This is a genomic window from Salmonella sp. 32031103-2018-00083-FB-01-SM-01, from assembly GCF_017571995.1.
Lineage (GTDB): Bacteria > Pseudomonadota > Gammaproteobacteria > Enterobacterales > Enterobacteriaceae > Salmonella > Salmonella enterica.
In genome coordinates, this window is sequence record NZ_JAGEQL010000001.1 from 843,951 (window position 1) to 864,670 (window position 20,720).

The 20,720-nt window shown below is 52.2% G+C and carries 22 protein-coding genes; 12 read left to right on the forward strand and 10 right to left on the reverse strand.

Going from position 1 to position 20,720, the window contains the following annotated elements; translation table 11 throughout:
- The first annotated feature begins 324 nt into the window (after positions 1-324).
- Positions 325-1,599 (forward strand): Glu/Leu/Phe/Val dehydrogenase, encoded by a 1,275-nt coding sequence (locus tag J4614_RS04160; RefSeq protein WP_001519734.1) that lies wholly within the window; start codon positions 325-327, stop codon positions 1,597-1,599.
- A 213-nt stretch (positions 1,600-1,812) separates the two neighbouring features.
- Positions 1,813-3,525 carry an alpha,alpha-trehalase gene (locus J4614_RS04165; protein ID WP_000612835.1) on the forward strand — a complete coding sequence of 571 codons (1,713 nt, stop codon included), beginning with the start codon at positions 1,813-1,815 and terminating at the stop codon, positions 3,523-3,525.
- A gap of 62 nt (positions 3,526-3,587) precedes the next feature.
- On the opposite strand, the gene J4614_RS04170 is transcribed toward J4614_RS04165, so the two are convergent.
- Positions 3,588-3,842, reverse strand: coding sequence for a GlsB/YeaQ/YmgE family stress response membrane protein (locus tag J4614_RS04170; protein ID WP_000511320.1), 255 nt, complete (start codon positions 3,840-3,842; stop codon positions 3,588-3,590).
- Positions 3,843-4,010: 168 nt separating this feature from the next.
- Between J4614_RS04170 and ycgR the strand changes: the two genes are divergently transcribed.
- Positions 4,011-4,745, forward strand: a complete 735-nt coding sequence (ycgR, locus tag J4614_RS04175) for a flagellar brake protein YcgR (RefSeq protein WP_000017423.1) — start codon at positions 4,011-4,013, stop codon at positions 4,743-4,745.
- A gap of 13 nt (positions 4,746-4,758) precedes the next feature.
- On the opposite strand, the gene emtA is transcribed toward ycgR, so the two are convergent.
- Positions 4,759-5,370, reverse strand: a complete 612-nt coding sequence (gene emtA / locus J4614_RS04180; protein ID WP_000776972.1) for a membrane-bound lytic murein transglycosylase EmtA — start codon at positions 5,368-5,370, stop codon at positions 4,759-4,761.
- A gap of 170 nt (positions 5,371-5,540) precedes the next feature.
- On the opposite strand from emtA, the gene ldcA reads away from it, so the two are divergent.
- Together ldcA and J4614_RS04190 are read left to right on the forward strand one after the other, a co-directional pair.
- Positions 5,541-6,455, forward strand: a complete 915-nt coding sequence (gene ldcA / locus J4614_RS04185) for a muramoyltetrapeptide carboxypeptidase (protein WP_023213676.1) — start codon at positions 5,541-5,543, stop codon at positions 6,453-6,455.
- A gap of 96 nt (positions 6,456-6,551) precedes the next feature.
- Positions 6,552-8,285, forward strand: coding sequence for a potassium/proton antiporter (locus J4614_RS04190; RefSeq protein WP_000338376.1), 1,734 nt, complete (start codon positions 6,552-6,554; stop codon positions 8,283-8,285).
- 62 nt (positions 8,286-8,347) lie between these two features.
- On the opposite strand, the gene dadX is transcribed toward J4614_RS04190, so the two are convergent.
- On the reverse strand, positions 8,348-9,418 hold the full coding sequence (gene dadX, locus J4614_RS04195; protein WP_023212661.1) for a catabolic alanine racemase DadX: 1,071 nt from the start codon (positions 9,416-9,418) through the stop codon (positions 8,348-8,350).
- Positions 9,419-9,431: 13 nt separating this feature from the next.
- Complete coding sequence (locus J4614_RS04200) at positions 9,432-10,730, reverse strand: D-amino acid dehydrogenase (RefSeq protein WP_208293073.1); 1,299 nt, start codon at positions 10,728-10,730, stop codon at positions 9,432-9,434.
- Positions 10,731-11,052: 322 nt separating this feature from the next.
- Between J4614_RS04200 and J4614_RS04205 the strand changes: the two genes are divergently transcribed.
- Positions 11,053-12,585 (forward strand): SpoVR family protein, encoded by a 1,533-nt coding sequence (locus J4614_RS04205; protein WP_000190831.1) that lies wholly within the window; start codon positions 11,053-11,055, stop codon positions 12,583-12,585.
- A gap of 46 nt (positions 12,586-12,631) precedes the next feature.
- Here the strand turns inward: J4614_RS04205 and fadR are convergent, their stop codons facing one another.
- A complete protein-coding gene (fadR, locus tag J4614_RS04210; protein WP_000234826.1) occupies positions 12,632-13,351 on the reverse strand; it encodes a fatty acid metabolism transcriptional regulator FadR in 720 nt (239 codons plus the stop codon).
- 219 nt (positions 13,352-13,570) lie between these two features.
- Here fadR and nhaB point away from each other — a divergent pair, with 219 nt between their 5' ends.
- The 3 genes from nhaB to J4614_RS04225 all read left to right on the forward strand — a co-directional run bounded on the left by nhaB (position 13,571) and on the right by J4614_RS04225 (position 16,238).
- The gene (gene nhaB / locus J4614_RS04215; protein ID WP_000406443.1) at positions 13,571-15,115 is read left to right on the forward strand and encodes a Na(+)/H(+) antiporter NhaB; all 1,545 of its coding nucleotides are present in this window, start codon (positions 13,571-13,573) and stop codon (positions 15,113-15,115) included.
- A 141-nt stretch (positions 15,116-15,256) separates the two neighbouring features.
- Complete coding sequence (gene dsbB, locus J4614_RS04220; protein ID WP_000943475.1) at positions 15,257-15,787, forward strand: disulfide bond formation protein DsbB; 531 nt, start codon at positions 15,257-15,259, stop codon at positions 15,785-15,787.
- 109 nt (positions 15,788-15,896) lie between these two features.
- Entirely contained in the window at positions 15,897-16,238 is a 342-nt protein-coding gene (locus J4614_RS04225) for a DUF1971 domain-containing protein (RefSeq protein ID WP_000018967.1), read from the forward strand.
- Positions 16,239-16,309: 71 nt separating this feature from the next.
- Here J4614_RS04225 and J4614_RS04230 read toward each other — a convergent pair whose 3' ends face one another.
- From J4614_RS04230 to J4614_RS04250, 5 genes are all read right to left on the reverse strand, one after another.
- Complete coding sequence (locus J4614_RS04230; RefSeq protein ID WP_001083582.1) at positions 16,310-16,483, reverse strand: addiction module toxin, GnsA/GnsB family; 174 nt, start codon at positions 16,481-16,483, stop codon at positions 16,310-16,312.
- Between the two features lie 192 nt (positions 16,484-16,675).
- Positions 16,676-16,813, reverse strand: a complete 138-nt coding sequence (locus J4614_RS04235; protein WP_001519337.1) for a hypothetical protein — start codon at positions 16,811-16,813, stop codon at positions 16,676-16,678.
- 351 nt (positions 16,814-17,164) lie between these two features.
- Complete coding sequence (locus tag J4614_RS04240) at positions 17,165-17,611, reverse strand: YcgN family cysteine cluster protein (protein WP_001285703.1); 447 nt, start codon at positions 17,609-17,611, stop codon at positions 17,165-17,167.
- A gap of 92 nt (positions 17,612-17,703) precedes the next feature.
- Entirely contained in the window at positions 17,704-18,363 is a 660-nt protein-coding gene (locus tag J4614_RS04245; RefSeq protein ID WP_187791501.1) for a fumarylacetoacetate hydrolase family protein, read from the reverse strand.
- Between the two features lie 49 nt (positions 18,364-18,412).
- On the reverse strand, positions 18,413-18,706 hold the full coding sequence (locus tag J4614_RS04250) for a YcgL domain-containing protein (RefSeq protein ID WP_001537109.1): 294 nt from the start codon (positions 18,704-18,706) through the stop codon (positions 18,413-18,415).
- A 125-nt stretch (positions 18,707-18,831) separates the two neighbouring features.
- Here J4614_RS04250 and minC point away from each other — a divergent pair, with 125 nt between their 5' ends.
- From minC to minE, 3 genes are read left to right on the forward strand one after another with little or no spacing between them, the layout of a single operon-like run.
- Entirely contained in the window at positions 18,832-19,539 is a 708-nt protein-coding gene (minC, locus tag J4614_RS04255; RefSeq protein ID WP_000072527.1) for a septum site-determining protein MinC, read from the forward strand.
- A 23-nt stretch (positions 19,540-19,562) separates the two neighbouring features.
- Complete coding sequence (gene minD, locus J4614_RS04260) at positions 19,563-20,375, forward strand: septum site-determining protein MinD (protein ID WP_000101047.1); 813 nt, start codon at positions 19,563-19,565, stop codon at positions 20,373-20,375.
- A 3-nt stretch (positions 20,376-20,378) separates the two neighbouring features.
- Positions 20,379-20,645: a cell division topological specificity factor MinE gene (gene minE / locus J4614_RS04265; RefSeq protein WP_001185666.1), complete on the forward strand. Its 267-nt coding sequence runs from the start codon at positions 20,379-20,381 to the stop codon at positions 20,643-20,645.
- Positions 20,646-20,720: the final 75 nt, after the last annotated feature.

Below are 20,720 nucleotides of genomic sequence, written 5' to 3' on the forward strand. Positions count from 1 at the left end.
TTCCCCGCCGACAGGACGACATAACATTGATACATGTCGTTATCATAATGTTTACTTTTAGAGGTGCGTCATAATTATGACAAATAGCCGCCTTGCACACATTACGCATATTTAAGCAATTAATTGCATAATTAGCGATATATCACCTCTTATATAGGATAGTTAACCACTTCCCATCCAAAATCATAACGAAAATCCAACTGCCTGCCATTTTTGATCTGAGTTAATTGTTTAAAAAAGTGTTAAATTTATCGCTACATGGTGTGATCTACTATGTACCACGGTCAATTAAAGAACATATTACTTTTATCACTAAGGTTTATCATGGATAAGTTATCTTACGCTTCAGATAGCAGCACATCTGCCTGGAATACCTACCTGCAACAAATCGAGCGTGTGGCCCCTTATCTGGGCGAGTTATCCCCCTGGGTGGATACTCTGCGCCACCCAAAACGCGCTCTGATCGTCGATATTCCGGTACAAATGGATGATGGCACTATTCGTCATTTCGAAGGATATCGCGTGCAGCACAACCTCTCCCGAGGTCCGGGTAAAGGCGGTGTTCGCTACCATCCTGACGTTGATCTCAATGAAGTGATGGCCCTGTCAGCATGGATGACCATCAAATGTGCCGCGCTGAATCTGCCGTACGGCGGCGCCAAAGGCGGCATCCGCGTCGATCCGTTCTCGCTGTCGGAAGGTGAACTGGAGCGTTTGACCCGCCGCTATACCAGCGAGATCGGCATTATCATCGGGCCGCAGAAAGATATTCCTGCGCCGGATGTCGGCACCAACGGTAAAGTGATGGCCTGGATGATGGATACGTATTCCATGAATCATGGCACGACGGTCACTGGCGTCGTCACCGGTAAGCCTATCCATCTTGGCGGTTCGCTGGGCCGTGAAAAAGCGACGGGGCGCGGCGTTTTCGTCAGCGGGCTGGAAGCCGCGCGTCGGGCGAATATCGCCGTTGAAGGCGCTCGCGTTGCGGTTCAGGGTTTTGGTAACGTCGGCAGCGAAGCCGCGCGTCTGTTTGCAGGCGCTGGCGCCCGTGTCGTGGCGATTCAGGATCATACCGCAACGCTGTTTAACGCCACCGGTATTGACATGAAGGCGCTCACGGCATGGCAGACAGAACACAAACAGATAGCCGGTTTCCCGGGCGCGGAAACTATCGCCAGCGATGCGTTCTGGCGTCTGGAGATGGATATTCTGATCCCGGCGGCGCTTGAAGGCCAGATAACTCGTCAGCGCGCGGAAGCCCTGACGTGTAAGCTGGTGCTGGAAGGGGCTAACGGCCCGACCTATCCGGATGCTGATGATGTTCTGGCCAGCCGTGGTATCCTTGTGGTGCCTGACGTGGTCTGTAACGCAGGCGGCGTAACCGTCAGCTACTTCGAATGGGTACAAGATATGGCCAGCTTCTTCTGGAGCGAAGAAGAGATCAACGCGCGCATGGACAAAATCATGACCGACGCTATCGTCCATGTCTGGGAGAAAGCGACTGAGAAATCCTGTTCTCTGCGCACCGCAGCCTATATTGTCGCCTGTGAGCGCATTCTGCTGGCCCGTAAAGATCGCGGTATCTATCCAGGTTAAGGCGACAAATCATTGCGCTAAAATCCACGTCCCGGCGTGGATTTTTTGTCTGTATACCCCGTTTTCCACGCGCGCGCCGATAAATTCTGTCTCAATAAAATGTCTGTTTGTTCGCAAAATAGCGGTTCAATCACGCGTATCTGGTCATCGTAGACTAAGGTTTTGTCATGGTAAATGCCGTTGGCTTTGGCTCACCGCTAAGGAGATAACTTGATGATACCCCCAGAGATTCGCCGTTCTGTTCTACTGCAGAAAGCCATAAAACTGGCGCTGGCAGGGACGCTGCTGACGTTTGCATCGTTTTCGGCGACTGCCGCAGACCCGTCTTCCGACACTGAAACTCCGCAGCCGCCGGATATTTTGCTTGGCCCGCTCTTTAATGATGTCCAGAATGCAAAACTCTTCCCCGATCAGAAAACCTTTGCTGACGCCATACCTAATAGCGATCCGCTCATGATTCTTGCGGATTATCGTATGCAGCGGAACCAGTCCGGCTTCGATTTGCGTCATTTTGTTGATGTTAACTTCACCCTGCCGAAAGCGGGTGAAAAATATGTCCCGCCTGCCGGACAATCATTGCGTGAACATATTGATGGCCTGTGGCCGGTGCTGACCCGTTCAACTAAAAACGTCGAAAAGTGGGACTCGCTCTTGCCGTTGCCTGAATCCTATGTCGTCCCGGGTGGGCGATTCAGAGAGATTTACTACTGGGACAGCTACTTTACGATGCTGGGGCTGGCGGAAAGCGGGCACTGGGATAAGGTGGCGGATATGGTGGCGAACTTTGGTTACGAAATTGACGCCTGGGGGCATATTCCCAACGGCAACCGTACCTACTACCTGAGTCGTTCGCAGCCGCCTTTCTTTGCGTTTATGGTTGAGTTACTGGCGCAACATGAAGGTGACGATGCGCTGAAAGAATACCTGCCGCAACTGCAAAAAGAGTACGCCTACTGGATGGAGGGCGTTGAGACATTGCAGCCAGGGCAACAAAACCAACGCGTCGTCAAACTGGAGGACGGCAGCGTTCTCAACCGCTACTGGGACGATCGGGATACGCCCCGCCCTGAATCCTGGGTTGAAGATATCGCTACCGCCAAAAGCAACCCCAACCGCCCGGCAACGGAGATCTATCGAGACCTCCGCTCTGCCGCCGCCTCTGGCTGGGATTTCAGCTCCCGCTGGATGGATAATCCGCAGCAGCTCAGTACCATTCGCACCACCACGATTGTCCCTGTCGATCTTAACGCTCTGCTGTATCAGCTGGAGAAGACCCTCGCCCGCGCCAGCGCTGCGGCGGGCGATCGGGCCAAAGCCTCGCAATATGACGCGCTGGCCAACGCGCGGCAAAAAGCCATTGAAATGCATCTGTGGAATAACAAAGAGGGTTGGTATGCCGACTACGATCTGCAGAACAATAAAATCCGCAACCAACTCACCGCTGCCGCGCTGTTCCCGCTCTATGTAAACGCCGCCGCGAAAGATCGCGCCGCGAAAGTGGCGGCGGCGGCCCAGGCGCATCTGCTACAGCCTGGCGGGCTGGCTACCACCTCGGTTAAAAGCGGACAGCAGTGGGATGCGCCAAACGGCTGGGCGCCGTTACAATGGGTCGCTGCCGAAGGATTGCAAAATTATGGGCAGGATGACGTGGCAATGGAAGTCACCTGGCGCTTTTTAACCAATGTGCAGCACACCTACGATCGCGAGAAAAAACTGGTCGAAAAATATGATGTCAGCAGTACCGGAACCGGCGGTGGCGGCGGCGAATATCCCCTTCAGGACGGCTTTGGCTGGACCAACGGCGTGACGCTGAAAATGCTCGATCTGATTTGTCCGCAGGAAAAACCGTGTGATAGCGTACCGTCTACTCGTCCGGCATCGTTAAGCGCAACGCCGACAAAAACGCCGTCTGCAGCGACGCAGTAACGCGTGTTTATAGTAGGTTGACCCGGTGCTGACCGGGTCAACGCTTAAACGTTTTGCAGCGGTTAGCCGCGTCGCAGAAGGCGGAAAATCACCAGCACCACGATCGCGCCCACCACGGCGACCAGGAAACTGTGCAGATTAAAGCCGCTGATACTGCCGCCAATACCAAACATCGTCGCCAGCCATCCGCCAACGACCGCCCCGACGATACCGAGAATACAGGTCAGGATAAATCCCCCGCCATCGCGCCCCGGCATAAGCAATTTGGCGATAACGCCGGCAATCAAACCAAAAATAATCCAGGCGATAATTCCCATTTGCAAACCCTCTTTCCAGTAAAAACGTTTTAAGTATAGGCAAAGTCGAGCGTCGCATTTCTGAACACTGATTTATCTCGCGGACATAAAAATTTATTTATCGCTATTAAGTTCTTTCTACCGATGCCGATAACCCAACGATAGTCTGCGTATCAGGGGTTATTTCGTGTGAGTGGTTACAATGAGCAGTTCCTGAAAAAAAATCCATTAGCGATATTAGGCGTGCTACGGGATTTAAATAAAAATCAGGTTCCACTGCGTATTTCATGGGCGCATGGTCAATTCATCAGTAAAATTTTGGCGGTAGACCCGGAAAAACTCATCGTAGATTACGGCAGCCAGGAATATGAAAATAGCGCCGTATTACGTGCCGGGCAGGTAGCCATTATCGCAGAAACGCAGGGCGCAAAAGTCGAGTTCACGTTGCCGCAACTCGTTACAGGTGAATATCAGCGGCTGCCGGCCTTTATCACGCCCCTGCCGTCGTCACTGTGGTTTGTCCAGCGCCGGGAGTATTTTCGCATTGGCGCGCCGCTGTATCCGCCTTATTACGGCGTCACCACGCTACCGGACACCCGTACGTTACGTTTTCGCCTGTTTGATCTTTCCCTGGGCGGCATGGGCGCGCTACTGGAATCCGCCATCCCCGACGGGCTAACAGAAGGCGCGCGCTTTTCGCAGGTTGAACTGAACATGGGGCAATGGGGGATTTTTCACGTTGACGCCCAGCTTATCGCCATCAGCGAGCGTAAGGTGATTGATGGGAAAAATGAAACGATCACCACTCCCCGCCTGAGCTTTCGTTTCCTTAACGTCAGCCCGGCGGTGGAGCGGGAGTTACAGCGGATTATTTTTTCGCTTGAGCGCGAGGCCCGAGAAAGAGCGAATAAAGTGCGAGAATAATCTTCACGCTAAACTACATGGCGTCCAGCGCCTGCTGAAGCTTCCAGATATAGCGCGGCGCCTGCGGCGCGGGATGATTATCAACGACATGCTCAAAAAACTCGTCCGCATCCAGATCGTTAATTTTATCTATCGCCTTCTTCCTGTCGGATGAAAAAGTACGCAATAACGCGCCTGCGCCGTTAGCATAAGAGACGACCAGCGCATATTGCATCACCTGCGGATCTTTGATGCCGGCCAGCGGCCCATTTTCCAGAATGCTCAGATACGCCGCGCCCATTGAGATGTTACGCTCAGGGTTTTTCAGCTCGCTGGTGGTCGGTTCGCCACGCCAGCCCATACGACGGTAAACGTCGCGCCCGGAGGTCGACGCCTTTAACTGCATCAGGCCAATCGCATTGGACTTACTGACCGCGTTAGGGTTGCCGCCGGATTCAATGGCGATAATCGCGGTGATTAAATGCGGATCAACCCCCCATGCCGCCCCGGCTTTTTCACTGATGGGCATCCACTGCATCGCACGCTTTACAGGCACTTCGGCATTCCACGGCGGATTCCTGTAATCCTGTTTTGAGCTACAGCCAGCGAGTATTACTACCAAAAAAGCAAACCATCTTAATTTCACGTCATCTATCCTTATAGCCGTAACTTATCTGCCGAAGAGGTCATACCGCCCCGGCCAGGTACTTAGGTTGCCTCCCTGGTGCGCATCCAGAAACGTCGCACAACGAGGGACATCGCCTAATATATGCGGCATGATATACATTTGCATTCTATTGTCAGCAAGGAATTACCATGTCTCTGTTTCATTTAATCGCCCCCTCGGGCTACTGTATTAACCAACAGGCCGCGTTACGCGGCGTTCAGCGCCTGACTGACGCGGGCCATCAGGTGGAGAATGACGAGGTGATTCGTCGCCGCTATCAGCGTTTTGCCGGTACGGACGCGGAACGGCTGGCCGATGTTAATTCGCTGGCCTCGCTAACTTCGCCGGATACGATTGTCATGCCGGTTCGCGGCGGCTATGGCGCCAGCCGCTTGCTGGATCGTATCGACTGGCAGTCGCTCGCCTCCAGGCAACAGTGCAATCCCTTACTGATTTGCGGTCATAGCGATTTTACGGCGATTCAGGCTGGACTCCTGGCGCAGGCCAATGTCATCACCTTTAGCGGTCCTATGCTGGCGGCAAATTTTGGCGCCGAAACGCTGAATACGTTCACCGAGCAACATTTCTGGCTGGCGCTACGCAAGGCGCAATTTACCGTAGAGTGGCAAGGCGATGGCCCTCAGTGCGACGCACAGGGCACCTTATGGGGCGGAAATCTGGCGATGTTGATTTCCCTTATCGGTACGCCCTGGATGCCGACTATCGATAAAGGAATTTTAGTGCTGGAAGATGTCAATGAGCATCCTTTCCGGGTGGAGCGTATGCTTTTGCAACTGGAGTACGCCGGAATTTTAAACCGCCAGAGCGCCATCGTTCTCGGCAGCTTTAGCGGCGCGGCGCCCAACGAGTATGACGCTGGCTATTCTCTGGAGAGCGTCTACGCGTTTTTACGTTCCCGTCTGTCCGTTCCGCTGATTACCGGTCTCGACTTCGGGCATGAACAGCGTACGGTGACGCTCCCTATCGGGGCAAACGCGACGCTTAAAAATACGCGCCAGGGGACTCAACTCACTTTATCTGGTCATCCTACGCTGCAATTGTAAAAAAAGTCCCCGACAGGCTAAGTAAAACGCTGCCCTGGCCGTTATTATGTTAATGTTAAATAATACGAAGTCGTGTGAGTCAGGAGATATAAAACGTTGGATGCTGCAACAATTATTAGTCTATTTATTTTAGGTTCCATCCTTGTAACCAGCAGTATCCTGTTAAGTTCATTCTCATCGCGACTGGGTATCCCGATTCTGGTCATTTTCCTCGCCATTGGGATGTTAGCGGGTGTGGATGGCATTGGCGGTATTCCTTTCGATAATTATCCTTTCGCTTATATGGTCAGTAACCTGGCGCTGGCGATTATTTTACTCGATGGCGGCATGCGCACCCAGGCCAGCTCTTTCCGGGTAGCGCTGGGCCCCGCGCTGTCGCTGGCGACGCTCGGCGTGCTGATCACGTCGGGGTTAACAGGTATGATGGCCGCCTGGCTGTTTCATCTGGATCTTATCGAAGGTCTGCTTATCGGCGCGATAGTCGGTTCCACTGACGCCGCGGCGGTCTTTTCTCTGCTTGGCGGCAAAGGGCTAAACGAACGTGTAGGCTCCACGCTGGAGATCGAATCGGGAAGTAACGACCCGATGGCCGTTTTTCTGACCATTACATTAATTGAGATGATCCAGAAACATGAAACCGGTCTGGACTGGATGTTTGCCGTCCATATTATCCAGCAGTTCGGTCTCGGTATTGTTTTTGGCCTGGGCGGCGGTTACCTGCTACAGCAGATGATCAACCGCATTTCTCTGCCCAGCGGCCTGTATCCGATGCTGGCGCTCAGCGGCGGTATTCTGATTTTTGCTTTGACGACCGCGCTTGAAGGCAGCGGTATTCTCGCGGTCTATCTGTGCGGATTCCTGTTAGGAAACCGTCCGATTCGCAACCGTTACGGCATCCTGCAAAACTTTGACGGACTGGCCTGGCTGGCGCAGATCGCGATGTTCCTGGTCCTGGGGCTGTTGGTGACGCCTTCCGATCTGTGGCCGATTGCCGTCCCTGCGCTTATTCTCTCTATCTGGATGATTTTCTTCGCCCGCCCACTGTCGGTGTTTACCGGCCTGCTGCCATTTCGCGGCTTCAATCTTCGGGAGCGCATTTTCATCAGTTGGGTCGGACTGCGCGGCGCGGTGCCGATTATTCTCGCCGTTTTCCCGATGATGGCCGGGCTTGAAAACGCTCGCCTGTTCTTTAATGTCGCTTTCTTTGTGGTACTGGTGTCACTGCTCCTGCAGGGAACATCGCTGTCATGGGCGGCGAAAAGAGCCAAAGTGGTCGTGCCTCCGGTTGGCTGGCCAGTATCGCGCGTGGGGCTTGACATCCATCCTGATAATCCGTGGGAGCAATTCATCTATCAGTTGAGCGCCGACAAATGGTGCGTCGGCGCGGCGTTGCGCGACCTGCATATGCCGAACGAAACCCGCATTGCCGCGCTATTTCGCAATAATGAACTGTTTCACCCCACGGGTAGTACTCGTCTGCAGGAAGGCGACGTACTCTGCGTGATTGGCCGGGAGCGCGATCTGCCAGCGCTGGGCAAATTGTTTAGCCAGTCGCCGCCGGTTTCGTTAGATCAGCGTTTCTTTGGCGATTTTATCCTCGAAGCGAATGCGAAATTCGCCGACGTGGCGCTTATCTACGGGCTGGAAGAAGGAACGGAATACCGGGATAAACAACAAACCCTGGGTGAAATCATACAGCAACTGCTGGGCGCTGCGCCGGTCGTCGGCGATCAGGTGGAGTTTGGCGGCATGATTTGGACGGTAGCTGAAAAAGAAGATAACGTGGTACGCAAGATTGGGGTGCGCGTCGCCGAAGACGAAGCAGAATAAGGTCGCCTGGCAACGTCGACCCGCCCCCAAGTGGACCGGTCGACGCCTTAGCCTGAATTAGGTTACGTTGTCACAAACGGCACACGCGGCGCTACGGCGCACAGTAGCTCATAGCCCAGCGTGCCTGCCGCAGAGGCGACATCATCGACCTTAATTTCTTTGCCCCATAATTCAACCGGCGTGCCGATTCCCGCCTGCGGACACGGCGTCAAATCCACCGCCAGCATATCCATTGAAACGGTGCCTACTGTTCTGGTACGGATACCGTCCACCAGCACGGGCGTCCCGGTCGGCGCATGGCGTGGATAGCCATCGGCATAACCCGCCGCGACGATGCCAATGCGTTGTTCCTGAGTCACAGAATACCCTCCGCCATAGCCTACCCTTTCACCCGCGCTCAGCGTCTGCACGCCAATAATTTCGCTACTCAGCGTCATCACGGGTTTTAGCCCGGTATCGGCAATATCCCGCCACTGTCCTGACGGCGACGCGCCGTACAAAATAATGCCTGGCCTGACCCAGTCATAATGCGCCTGGGGATGCCACAGCGTCGCTGCCGAATTTGATAACGAGTATGCACACTGCAGGCCTTCTGTCGCCAGCGCAATACGTCTCATCGCCTCCCCGATACCTTCCGGATGATCGGCCTGAGCAAAATGTGACATCAGGGTCATTTCACCGACATTGCGCATTGTCCGCAATTGCTGCCAGACGGTCTGCACCCGCTCAGGCTGAAAACCGAGTCGGTTCATGCCGCTGTTGACTTTGACATAGATATCCAGCGGCGCGTTAAGCCGCGCATTTTGCAGCGCTTTCAACTGCCAGTTACTGTGGATGCAGGTGGTCAGCCGATAAGTGTCATACGCCTCCAGGTCTTGCGCATGGAAAAACCCCTCCAGCATCAATATCGGCCCCTTCCACCCGCGTTCACGCAGGGTAATCGCCTCTTCAAGGTTGAGCATAGCGAAACCATCTGTGGCGCCCAGCGCGCTCCAGACGCGTTCAATACCGTGGCCGTAGGCGTTGGCTTTCACTACCGACCAGACGCGCGCCTCTGGGGCCGCCCGGCGCACAATAGCCAAATTTTGTTTCATTACCTGTAAATCAAGGCTGGCCTGTATAGGGCGGGTCATTTCACTTCCTTTATCAGTTATGCGCGCTATGCAAACGTTGCGGGCGGGTGGGCGTAAAATCGGAACGGTATCGCGCCACGCTCAGATCGTCGTAGGGTATCGCTGGCGTACGACCCGACAAGATATCGCTTAACAACTGGCCTGAACCGCAGGCCATCGTCCAGCCTAAGGTGCCGTGTCCAGTATTAAGCCACAGATTTTTATAACGGGTGCGTCCTACTACCGGCGTGCCGTCCGGCGTCATGGGGCGCAGGCCGGTCCAGAATGTGGCCTGCTCAATATGACCGCCGCGCGGAAAGAGATCGCGCACAACCATCTCCAGCGTCTCGCGGCGCGGTTGCAGTAAGTCGGTATTAAAGCCCACGATTTCCGCCATTCCCCCCACGCGAATACGCTTATCAAAACGCGTAATAGCGATTTTGTAGGTTTCATCAAGAATCGTTGATACCGGCGCGCCGTCTGGCTCGACGATTGGGATGGTTAATGAATAGCCTTTCAGCGGATACACCGGGATATCAACAATGCCTTTAAGCATCGCCGTCGAATACGATCCAAACGCCATAACATACGCATCTGCTTTAATGATCTCATCGGCGCATTTCACGCCGTAAATCTGATCATTTTCGTACAGTAATTTTTTCACGGGAGTATTAAAGCGAAAGGTTACGCCCGCCTGCTCCGCCATGCGCGCCAGACGCTGGGTAAAGAGCTGACAGTCCCCGGTTTCATCATTCGGTAAGCGCAGTCCGCCGGTTAATTTATGCGCAACCTCAGCCAGAGCGGGTTCAACTTCCGCCAGTCGGCTGGCTTCCAGGAGCTGATACGGCACCCCGGCATCTTCCAGCACGGCGATATCACGGGTGGCGTTCTCATACTGTTGCGCGGTGCGAAAGAGTTGCAGCGTTCCCCCCTGGCGGCCTTCATATTCGATACCGGTCGCGGCGCGTAGCGTTTTCAGACAGTCGCGACTATATTCCGCCAGACGCACCATGCGGCCTTTATTTTCCATATAATGCCGGGTATCGCAGTTACGCAGCATTTGCCACATCCACTTCAGTTGAAACGGGGTGCCATCCAGACGCACCGCCAGCGGCGCATGGCGCTGGAACATCCATTTTATCGCCTTCAGCGGTACGCCAGGGGCCGCCCAGGGAGCCGCATATCCCGGTGAAATTTGTCCGGCATTCGCCGCGCTGGTTTCTTGCGCCGGGCCGGATTCGCGATCGATGACGGTGACATCATGCCCCGCCTGACTCAAATACCAGGCGCTGGTCACGCCAACTACGCCACTCCCCAGGATGACAACTCGCATAGCCACTCCGTTAATAGTAAAAGAACAATCTTCTGATTACATCTTGATAACCCAGATGAAAATATTATTCAACATATGACTTTTTTATGGTGACGTGCTTCACATATACCCTAAAGACAAGCGATCCCACTGGTTTGGGATCTCCTGCTACGCGGCATGGCTATACAGCATAAAATGATGCCAATACCCGATTTTTTGCCGTTCAATGTGGAGGAAATCGCAAAGAAAAGTTTTCACGATCAAGTCGTTTTTTAACATGGTGTTCTATGCTTGAAAGGAGGCGCTCCATACAGAGAGCGTCGCCAACAATGAGGGTGCGCGAATGGCAACGATTGATTCCATGAACAAGGACACCACACGTTTGAGCGATGGACCCGACTGGACATTTGATCTGCTGGATGTCTATCTGGCAGAGATAGACCGCGTGGCGAAACTCTACCAACTGGATACTTACCCGCACCAAATTGAAGTCATCACTTCCGAACAGATGATGGACGCCTACTCCAGCGTCGGGATGCCGATCAACTATCCGCACTGGTCGTTTGGCAAAAAGTTCATTGAGACGGAACGTCTGTATAAGCATGGTCAACAAGGACTGGCTTATGAAATTGTGATCAACTCTAATCCCTGCATTGCCTACCTGATGGAAGAGAACACCATCACCATGCAAGCGCTGGTCATGGCGCACGCCTGTTACGGCCACAACTCCTTTTTTAAAAATAATTATCTCTTCCGGAGCTGGACGGATGCCAGCTCTATCGTCGACTACCTGATTTTCGCCCGAAATTACATTACCCGCTGTGAAGAACGCTACGGAGTGGATGAAGTAGAAAAACTGCTCGACTCCTGCCACGCGCTGATGAATTACGGCGTCGATCGTTATAAGCGCCCGCAGAAAATCTCGTTGCAGGAAGAAAAAGCGCGACAAAAAAGCCGGGAAGAGTATCTACAAAGCCAGGTGAATATGCTGTGGCGCACGCTGCCAAAACGCGAGGAAGAAAAAACTGTCGCCGAAGCACGCCGCTTTCCCGCTGAACCGCAGGAAAACCTGCTCTATTTTATGGAGAAAAACGCCCCGTTGCTCGAGCCGTGGCAGCGCGAAATTCTGCGCATCGTGCGTAAAGTCAGCCAGTATTTTTATCCGCAGAAACAGACGCAGGTCATGAACGAGGGCTGGGCGACCTTCTGGCACTACACCATCTTGAACCATCTGTATGATGAAGGCAAAGTGACGGAACGCTTTATGCTGGAGTTTTTACACAGCCATACCAATGTCGTATTCCAGCCGCCCTATAATAGCCCCTGGTATAGCGGAATTAACCCCTATGCGCTCGGCTTTGCCATGTTCCAGGATATCAAACGTATTTGTCAGTCGCCCACGGATGAAGATAAATACTGGTTTCCGGATATTGCCGGTTCCGACTGGCTGGAAACGCTGCACTTCGCCATGCGCGATTTTAAAGATGAAAGCTTTATCAGTCAGTTCCTGTCGCCAAAAGTGATGCGTGATTTCCGTTTCTTCACGGTACTTGATGATGACAGGCATAATTATCTGGAGATCTCCGCCATTCATAACGAAGAAGGTTATCGGGAGATTCGATCAAAACTGTCGTCACAGTATAACCTGAGCAACCTGGAGCCGAATATTCAGGTCTGGAATGTGGATTTACGTGGCGACAGATCGCTAACGTTGCGTTATATCCCGCATAACCGCGCGCCGCTGGATAAAGGCCGCAAAGAGGTGCTGAAACATGTGCATCGGTTATGGGGCTTTGATGTGATGCTGGAGCAACAAAATGAGGATGGCAGCGTAGAACTGCTGGAGCGTTGTCCGCCGCGCATGAACATGCTGTAATCGAGATGCTGCCCGGTAGTGTTTGCGCTTACCGGGCATCGCGGGATTATCGTCCCTGAATCGCTAAATCGCCGGGCAGATTTTTCTGCATCCGATGCCAAATCTCGCCGCTGTCATGCCCGTAACGCCGCACCGTTTCATACACCTGGTCGTGCGCGCCCTGCTCGCATAACGACGATAATTTATGATAGAAACCCAGTGCCAGACTGCGCGCTTCCGGATTGGCGAAATAGTGGCGACCAATGCGGGTGTATAACCCTTTCATGCCGTTCAGGATCAAGCCGTAAATAGGATTGCCGGAGGCGAATGCCAGACCACGAAAGATGTTATAGTCCAGATCGGCGAATGCATCGGCATGGTCGGCCACTTCGTGGGCTGTGGCCAGCACTTCCTGCGCCTTATCCGGGTGTTGACGCAACGCGGTACGAATAAAGATAGTAGAAATATTGGTACGCACCGACAACAAATTGTCGATCAGTTGCGGAACGCTTTCATGATCAAGGCGGGCCAGCGTTTCAAGGATATTCAGCCCTGACGTTTCCCAAAAATTATTAACCTTTGTCGGTTTGCCATGCTGAATGGTCAGCCAGCCATCTCGCGCCAACCGCTGTAACACCTCGCGTAATGTCGTGCGCGTCACGCCGATCAGTTCGGAGAGTTCTCGTTCTGCCGGTAAGATAGTGCCAGGAGGAAAGCGGTTATTCCAGATACTTTCAATAATATACTCTTCCGCGAAACCCGCCGGGCTCTGCGCCTTAATGACCATAGTGAGATTTCCATTACACAGCAAAACATAGTTGCACTCATCATACCAGACGGGCGTAACACCTGATAGCGGACGCAATGAAGAAAAAGGGGATCAAGGCACCATTTCTGATATCACCTGCCAATATCGTTAAGGACTTGCTTGCATTCGTCGCGCTCGCTACTCTCTGTGTTTAAACATAAAAACGCTATTTCATTTTTCTAGGTAAGGAAAAATTTCATGGAGATCTCATGGGGTCGCGCCATGTGGCGCAACTTTTTAGGCCAGTCGCCCGACTGGTACAAACTGGCACTACTTGTCTTTTTAATTGTTAACCCATTCATTTTCTTAGCTAATCCCTTTGTTGCCGGTTGGCTGCTGGTGGCAGAGTTTATCTTCACCCTGGCGATGGCGTTAAAGTGTTACCCCCTGCTGCCCGGCGGGTTACTGGCCATTGAAGCCGTCATCATCGGCATGACCAGCGCCGCCCATGTACGTGAAGAGGTTGCCGCCAACCTGGAAGTCTTGCTGCTGCTGATGTTTATGGTGGCAGGCATCTACTTTATGAAGCAGTTATTGCTGTTTATTTTTACCCGTCTGTTACTCAGTATCCGCTCGAAGATGGTTCTGTCGCTGGCCTTTTGCGTCGCCGCCGCGTTCTTGTCGGCTTTTCTTGACGCGCTTACCGTCGTTGCGGTGGTGATCAGCGTCGCCGTCGGTTTTTACGGGATTTACCATCGTGTGGCCTCATCGCGCGGCGAAGAGAACGATATGCTGGACGATAGCCATATCGATCCGCATTACAAAACGGTGCTGGAGCAATTCCGCGGATTCTTGCGTAGCCTGATGATGCATGCGGGCGTGGGGACGGCGCTGGGCGGCGTCATGACCATGGTCGGGGAGCCGCAAAACCTGATCATCGCTAAAGCGGCTGGCTGGCATTTCGGCGACTTCTTTTTACGGATGTCGCCTGTCACCGTCCCGGTACTGATATGTGGACTGTTAACCTGTATGCTGGTCGAGAAAATGCGCTGGTTTGGCTATGGCGAAACGTTGCCCGAAAAAGTCCGCGACGTCTTGCAGCAATTCGACGATCAAAGCCGTAAGAAGCGCACCCGCCAGGATAAAATTAAACTAATAGTCCAGGCAATTATTGGCGTCTGGCTGGTTACCGCCCTCGCCCTCCATCTCGCGGAGGTGGGGCTGATTGGTCTGTCGGTCATTATTCTGGCCACCGCGTTAACGGGTGTCACCGATGAACACGCCATCGGCAAAGCGTTTACCGAGTCGCTGCCGTTTACTGCGCTGTTAACCGTTTTCTTTTCCATTGTGGCGGTTATTATCGATCAACACCTTTTCGCGCCGATTATTCAGTTCGTCTTGCAAGCCTCTGAACACGCGCAGCTAACGCTGTTCTATCTCTTTAACGGCCTGTTGTCTTCCATCTCAGATAACGTCTTTGTCGGCACCATTTATATCAACGAAGCGAAGGCGGCAATGGAAAACGGCGCAATCAGCTTAAAACAGTTTGAGCTGCTAGCTGTGGCCATCAATACCGGTACTAACCTGCCATCGGTAGCGACACCAAATGGTCAGGCGGCATTCTTATTCCTGCTGACCTCCGCGCTGGCGCCGTTAATCCGTCTCTCCTATGGCCGTATGGTCTGGATGGCGTTACCGTACACTATCGTACTGACCCTGATAGGGCTACTGTGCGTCGAATTCACTCTTGCGCCGGTCACCGAATGGATGACTCAGGCAGGATGGTTAGCAACGCTTTCGTAACGTTTGGCCGGGCAATACACCGCCCGGCTCCGATTTTTGCCTGATAATTATCCAATTACACATTATTTCATTTCCCGCTAGTGGCGCACGAATTGAATTGGTTTACACTGCGGTCTCTACGCATGTTGCAGGGAAATTATTATGTTGCGATTTTTAAACCAGTGCTCACGGGGTCGGGGCGCATGGTTACTGATGGCGTTTACCGCCCTGGCGCTGGAAATGGTGGCGCTGTGGTTCCAGCACGTCATGTTACTTAAACCTTGCGTGCTATGTATTTACGAACGTTGCGCCCTGTTTGGCGTGATGGGCGCGGGTCTGGTCGGCGCAATAGCGCCGAAAACGCCGCTGCGATACGTGGCAATGGTTATCTGGATTTACAGCGCCTGGCGGGGTCTACAACTGGCGTATGAACATACGATGATTCAGTTGCATCCCTCGCCGTTCATGACCTGTGACTTTATGGCGCGCTTTCCAGACTGGTTGCCGTTGGGTAAATGGCTGCCGCAGGTGTTTGTGGCATCCGGTGATTGCGCCGAACGCCAGTGGTCGTTTTTAACGCTGGAGATGCCGCAATGGCTGTTGGGGATCTTTGCCGCTTACCTTGTGGTGGCGATAGCCGTCGTCATAGCCCAGGCATTTAAGCCTAAAAAACGCGACCTGTTCGGTCGTTGATACACACGCTCCTTCGGGAGCGTTTTTTTTTGCCCGAAGCGTTGTTTGCCAGCGATTAAAAGGTGTATATTCAATGCATCTTTTAATCACCACATCAGGGAGATGTCTTATGTCCCACTTACGCATCCCGGCAAACTGGAAAGTTAAACGCTCTACCCCCTTTTTCACCAAAGAAAATGTTCCGGCGGCACTGCTCTCTCATCACAACACAGCGGCAGGCGTTTTCGGACAACTCTGCGTGATGGAAGGCACCGTGACCTACTATGGTTTTGCGAATGAAACCGCGACAGAACCAGAAGTGAAAGTGGTGATTAATGCCGGGCAATTCGCCACCAGTCCGCCGCAATACTGGCATCGGGTAGAACTGAGCGATGATGCGCGGTTCAACATTCATTTTTGGGTAGAGGAAGACCATCAGGGCGAGGAAATGTATCAACAGAAAAAAGCCTGACATCGGTAAACCAGTCACCACTGGGCGGCGTCCCGCCCAGTAGCCAGGTAATTGATGGCGCTAATTAAACGCTAGAGTAGTTTAATTTTAACGTGGTATCCCTCAAGCCCTTTCATCGTTTCTCGCGGCGCGAACTCTATTTCGGAAACCTCTTGCCCGGTTTTCTTCCGTAGTTCGGCAACCTTTTTGCTAATGAGTGCCGCGATTTCCTCTTCTGCTTTATGTGTCAACTCTTCGCTGTTCATTGATTTCCTCCTTTGAGCTCGCAAACGGCTAAGCGCAAATAAGACAGTGTCGTCATGGACGCGCTACTATTTTAACGTACAAAAAATTATAGGCTATCTTTCTGAGGATTATCAGGATGTTTCGCTTTAGAAGATGCAAAAAACCGCCTGGCACAGACGGTGCATCAGGCGGTTGGTTAATAGCACAAGACGCTATCTACGAGGATCTTCAACCTCATTCTGGGTATCCGGGTCGAGAGGATCGTCTCCCTCTGGTGTATCCGGAATATTTTCACCAGGAAGCGGCTCATCCTCTGGTAATGGATCGACTAAATCAGGACGTTCAGACATAAAGCCTCCAACGAACCATAGTTATTAAAGATACCCTACAGCACTACTTTTGGTTTTTCTTTGGATTTTTTCCTTCGTCTTCGGGTGTCTTATCAGGCTTCCTGGGCTGATCCTTTGAAACGCGCAACGGTTGGTTATTCATGGGGTAACTCCTCAGGATAGGCAGCGATATACTGCTTTGAAAGTATAGAGTCGCCGCCATACGTGCGCGAGCGCAGCGACAAGGCGCGTCAGGGAAGAATAGAAGGCAGTGATAACGCCAGGTGACGGAATTTGCACGCAATTCCTGATTTCAGGGGCCGCCCGGCGTAAATTAAAGAATTGTAAACAATCAGCCGTTTTGCCGAAGACTTATTCTGCCCACGACGGTTTATTTAAAATATGATCCTGCCAGTCCCGTACTTCGGATTCTTTAACCGCGATATGACGGACAGAAATTCGCTCGCCATGCATAGCGGCTTTCGATCCAGTCAGCAGCGGATGCCACGTCGGCAAGGGCTTACCTTCCGCCAACAAACGGTAGGCGCAGGTCATCGGCAACCATTCAAAGTCTGGCAAGTTTTCGCGAGTGAGTTTGATACAGTCGGGTTCAAATTCAAAACGGCGTTCATAATGACGGCACTGGCACGTTTTGATATTTAATTGCCTGCACGCCACGTTGGTGAAGTAGATTTCATCTGTATCTTCATCCATCAGCTTATGCAGGCAGCATTGACCGCAGCCATCGCACAGCGACTCCCACTCGGCATCGGTCATTTCATCCAGGGTTTTACGTTGCCAGAAAGGTGTATCGCTCATTAAAGTATCCGCCATTGCACTAAAGCTGCACCTTATAACCAGTCTGGCCTGCAGATGCAAGTTTTACCGCCGCTGAAGGCGGCAAGCAGATTTTACAGAACGCGGGTAGACAACGTTTCGCCATTAAAACGAATGTCCAGCTCATCGCCGCTTAATAATGGCCCCACGCCTGTCGGCGTGCCGGTTAGCACCACGTCCCCGGCTTTGAGCGTAAAATAGCGGCTCATATAGGCGATAAGGGGCACAATAGGATGAATCATATCCGCGGTCGACCCTTGCTGGCGAACCTCGCCATTAACGTTAAGTCCGATAACCGTATTTTGCGGATCGCCGCAGAAGGCCGCGACAGGGATGAAGCCTGAAATCGGACATGCGTTATCAAAACCTTTGGCTTTTTCCCAGGGCTGTCCGGCCTTTTTCATTTTCCCTTGAATATCGCGCAGGGTTAAATCAAGCGCCACGCCATAACCAGCTATCGCTTTACGTACATGATCTTCGGTCGCCTGGCGGAGCGTTGCGCCAATCAGCACAGCAAGCTCAACTTCATGATGAACAGCGCCCATATCCGCCGGAATCGCCAGCGGCTGGCGAATATCACACAATGCGGTTTCCGGCTTGATAAAAAGCACGGGTTCTTCCGGCGTCGCGCTGCCCATCTCCTTGATGTGATTTGCGTAATTACTGCCCACGCAGACCACTTTACTTACCGGGTAATCAAGCAAGGCACCTTGCCAGTTACGATGTTGATACATATTTTCCCCTAAGATCATGATGGAATTCAGGCGCGGCGCCGAATACCGTTTAACGGTCAGCGTGCGACGTATTTTGTCCCACCGAAGAAAGATGTTGTTTCAGCAAATCTTCCGGCGGCGGCGGCAATTGTAAATAATAGCCCTGCTCGCTTAACGCCTGTTTTACTTTTTCGAGCTCGGCATTGACTAATTTTTTACGTCCATCAAGCGGCAGCATCATCGCTAACTGCGGCTGACCGAATCCTTTCATCAACGCTTCAGGCACCCGCGAAAAATCGTCTTTTTTTTCGACATACAAATAGGTTTGATCGCGCTTGCTACTTCTATAGATCACACAAAACATACTTTTACTCTGAATTAACGGGATGGTGACTTGCCTCAATATAATACTGACTATAACATGCCTTCTGGACTTCGGAATATCACTCCGTATCGGAGATGATAAATAGCAAATTGAGTAAGGCCAGGATGTCAAACACGCCAATCGAGCTTAAAGGCAGTAGCTTCACCTTATCAGTGGTTCATTTGCATGAAGCGGAACCAGAGGTTATTCGTCAGGCGTTAGAAGACAAAATAGCGCAGGCTCCTGCGTTTTTAAAACACGCCCCTGTCGTTATTAACGTTAGCGGTCTTGAAAGCCCGGTAAACTGGCCGGAACTGCATAAGATCGTGACCTCAACCGGCTTACGCATTATCGGCGTGAGCGGCTGTAAAGACGCCAGCCTGAAAGTAGAAATCGATCGGATGGGTCTTCCTTTACTGACTGAAGGTAAAGAGAAAGCGGTTCGGCCTGCGCCCGTTGAGCCGGCAACGCCCAGCGAACCGCCGCAAAACGCTAATCCCATCACAAAAACGCGATTAATTGATGTTCCGGTTCGTTCCGGTCAGCGCATTTATGCTCCACAATGTGATCTGATTGTTACAAGTCACGTCAGCGCTGGCGCAGAGCTTATCGCTGACGGCAATATCCATGTCTATGGCATGATGAGAGGTCGCGCGCTGGCAGGAGCGAGCGGCGATCGGGAAGCGCAAATTTTTTGTACCCATCTGACGGCAGAACTGGTCTCTATCGCAGGTGTTTACTGGCTGAGTGATAAAATCCCGGCAGAATTTTATGGCAAAGCGGCGCGCCTGCGTTTAGCAGACAACGCTTTGACAGTTCAACCGTTGAATTGATCCCTTTTTAACAAGGAATTTTTATGGCACGCATTATTGTTGTTACTTCGGGTAAAGGGGGCGTTGGCAAGACCACCTCCAGCGCGGCCATCGCTACAGGTTTGGCCCAGAAGGGAAAGAAAACTGTCGTCATTGATTTTGATATCGGACTGCGTAACCTCGATCTGATTATGGGGTGCGAACGTCGTGTCGTTTACGATTTTGTAAACGTCATTCAGGGCGATGCGACACTGAATCAGGCGCTGATCAAAGATAAGCGTACTGAAAATCTCTTCATTCTTCCGGCGTCGCAGACCCGGGATAAAGACGCGCTAACGCGCGAAGGCGTCGCTAAGGTACTGGACTCACTGAAAGCAATGGACTTTGAGTTCATTGTTTGCGACTCGCCGGCGGGTATCGAAACCGGGGCGCTGATGGCGCTCTATTTTGCCGATGAAGCGATCATCACGACCAACCCGGAAGTCTCTTCTGTCCGTGACTCGGACCGTATTCTGGGTATTCTGGCATCGAAATCTCGTCGCGCAGAAAATGGCGAAGAACCGATTAAAGAACATCTCCTGTTGACGCGCTACAATCCAGGCCGCGTCAATAAAGGCGACATGCTCAGCATGGAAGATGTACTGGAGATTCTGCGTATTAAACTCGTCGGTGTGATCCCGGAAGATCAATCCGTACTGCGCGCATCGAACCAGGGCGAACCGGTGATTCTTGACGCCACTGCGGATGCGGGTAAAGCCTATGCAGATACCGTAGATCGTCTGTTGGGAGAAGAACGTCCTTTCCGCTTCATTGAAGAAGAGAAGAAAGGTTTCCTCAAACGCCTGTTCGGAGGATAAATTATGGCATTACTGGATTTTTTTCTCTCGCGGAAAAAGAGTACCGCTAATATTGCAAAAGAGCGGTTGCAAATCATTGTCGCGGAACGTCGCCGTAGCGATGCCGAACCGCATTATTTACCGCAGTTACGTAAAGATATTCTTGAGGTCATTTGTAAATACGTACAAATCGATCCGGAAATGGTTACCGTCCAGCTTGAGCAAAAAGATGGTGATATCTCCATCCTTGAACTTAACGTAACGCTGCCGGAAGCCGAAGAGTCAAAATAAGCTCTTTTATGGGAAAATTCCTGGATTAAAAAAGGCAGAAGAATCTGCCTTTTTTATTTTTTTACATTATTCCGA

Bases quoted from the DNA above. Each gene is read 5' to 3' on its own strand.
- nhaB (WP_000406443.1), top strand. From the start codon at position 13,571: ATGGAGATCTCATGGGGTCGCGCCATGTGGCGCAACTTTTTAGGCCAG.
- J4614_RS04245 (WP_187791501.1), bottom strand. From the start codon at position 18,363: ATGTATCAACATCGTAACTGGCAAGGTGCCTTGCTTGATTACCCGGTA.
- dadX (WP_023212661.1), bottom strand. From the start codon at position 9,418: ATGACCCGCCCTATACAGGCCAGCCTTGATTTACAGGTAATGAAACAA.
- J4614_RS04160 (WP_001519734.1), top strand. From the start codon at position 325: ATGGATAAGTTATCTTACGCTTCAGATAGCAGCACATCTGCCTGGAAT.
- fadR (WP_000234826.1), bottom strand. From the start codon at position 13,351: ATGGTCATTAAGGCGCAGAGCCCGGCGGGTTTCGCGGAAGAGTATATT.
- minC (WP_000072527.1), top strand. From the start codon at position 18,832: ATGTCAAACACGCCAATCGAGCTTAAAGGCAGTAGCTTCACCTTATCA.
- ldcA (WP_023213676.1), top strand. From the start codon at position 5,541: ATGTCTCTGTTTCATTTAATCGCCCCCTCGGGCTACTGTATTAACCAA.
- J4614_RS04170 (WP_000511320.1), bottom strand. From the start codon at position 3,842: ATGGGAATTATCGCCTGGATTATTTTTGGTTTGATTGCCGGCGTTATC.
- J4614_RS04200 (WP_208293073.1), bottom strand. From the start codon at position 10,730: ATGCGAGTTGTCATCCTGGGGAGTGGCGTAGTTGGCGTGACCAGCGCC.
- J4614_RS04205 (WP_000190831.1), top strand. From the start codon at position 11,053: ATGGCAACGATTGATTCCATGAACAAGGACACCACACGTTTGAGCGAT.
- minE (WP_001185666.1), top strand. From the start codon at position 20,379: ATGGCATTACTGGATTTTTTTCTCTCGCGGAAAAAGAGTACCGCTAAT.
- J4614_RS04230 (WP_001083582.1), bottom strand. From the start codon at position 16,483: ATGAACAGCGAAGAGTTGACACATAAAGCAGAAGAGGAAATCGCGGCA.
- J4614_RS04165 (WP_000612835.1), top strand. From the start codon at position 1,813: ATGATACCCCCAGAGATTCGCCGTTCTGTTCTACTGCAGAAAGCCATA.
- J4614_RS04225 (WP_000018967.1), top strand. From the start codon at position 15,897: ATGTCCCACTTACGCATCCCGGCAAACTGGAAAGTTAAACGCTCTACC.
- J4614_RS04235 (WP_001519337.1), bottom strand. From the start codon at position 16,813: ATGTCTGAACGTCCTGATTTAGTCGATCCATTACCAGAGGATGAGCCG.
- J4614_RS04250 (WP_001537109.1), bottom strand. From the start codon at position 18,706: ATGTTTTGTGTGATCTATAGAAGTAGCAAGCGCGATCAAACCTATTTG.
- J4614_RS04240 (WP_001285703.1), bottom strand. From the start codon at position 17,611: ATGAGCGATACACCTTTCTGGCAACGTAAAACCCTGGATGAAATGACC.
- dsbB (WP_000943475.1), top strand. From the start codon at position 15,257: ATGTTGCGATTTTTAAACCAGTGCTCACGGGGTCGGGGCGCATGGTTA.
- minD (WP_000101047.1), top strand. From the start codon at position 19,563: ATGGCACGCATTATTGTTGTTACTTCGGGTAAAGGGGGCGTTGGCAAG.